The 1,177-nt window shown below is 65.0% G+C and carries 1 pseudogene; it reads right to left on the reverse strand.

Annotation, left to right across the window (positions count from 1 at the left end):
• Positions 1–98: 98 nt before the first annotated feature.
• Positions 99–1,058, reverse strand: a pseudogene (locus tag AC1D15_RS33300) (IS30 family transposase); the annotation flags it as partial.
• Positions 1,059–1,177: the final 119 nt, after the last annotated feature.

The following is a 1,177-nucleotide window of genomic DNA, read 5'->3' on the forward strand; positions in this document are numbered from 1 at the left end:
GCGAGTTGCCGGTAGTAGTTTGCCTCAGCCTCGGCGGGTGGGATGTAGCCGATAGGCTCCAGCAGCCGGTGGTGGTTGAACCAGGACACCCGGCGGTCTCAAGTCTGAAGTGCAACACCCGCTCGCATCAATGTGTGGTTGAGACTTGACGTTGGGACTTGACGTTGAGAGTCGGCGTTGGGTATGGAGGCAAATACCCGCAGGGGCGAATCCCAGTCGGGCGTTGCGCGAGGCCGGTTGTTCATCTCATCGGCAATGGCATCGCGCTCGTCTTGGCTGAAGACCGACAGGTCGGTACCCTTGGGCAGGTAGTGGCGCAACAGCCCATTGGTGTTCTCGCACGCGCCTCGCTGCCACGGGCGGTGTGGGTCGCAAAAGTAGACCTTCACGCCAGTACGCCGGGTGAGCTCCTGGTGCCTGGCCATCTCGCGCCCCTGGTCGTAGGTCAGCGTCTGGCGCATCGGCTCGGCAATCGAGTTGAGCTTGGCGCTGAACGCCCGCAGCGCCGATTCAGCCGTCGCATCTGCCATCTTCGCCAGCAGCACCAGCCGCGTGCTGCGCTCCACCAGCGCGCCCACCGCCGACTTGTTCTCGGCCCCGCGGATCAGGTCGCCTTCCCAGCGTCCGGGCATCACGCGATCGGCCACCTCGGGCGGACGCACGTGGATGCTGACCATCTCGGAGATCTGCCCGCGTCGATCCTGCCCACTAGCGCGTGGTCTGCGTGTGCTATTGCCCTGGCGCAGGCAACTGACAAGCTGGCGGCGCAACTCGCCGCTGGCGTGCGCGTAGATCGCGGTGTAGATCGTCTCGTGCGAGACCTGCATGTCGGATTCGTCGGGCAACATGCGCTCCAGTGTGCATGCGATCTGCCGGGGCGACCAACGCCACGACAGGCACGTCTTCACCACCAGCCACAGCCGCCCTTCGCGGTACAGCTTCGGCCACGGCCGCCCGGCCTTGCGGCGGGTCTGCGCCATGCGTTGCGCTCGGGTCGATGCGTACGCCTTCCTCTGCTCGGTGTTGCGCTGCAGCTCTGCACCTGTGGTTGCGGCAGCAGCGTATGCGTCCGACACATGGGTCAACGCTTGCAACTGAATCCATCGCCTCGGTCCAATCAAAGCCCCTCGCTTGCCGCCAGCGCCAGGATCCTCTGCACTGAGTCGCCCTGTTCAAG

This window comes from Rhizobacter sp. P2_H2, from assembly GCF_056403375.1.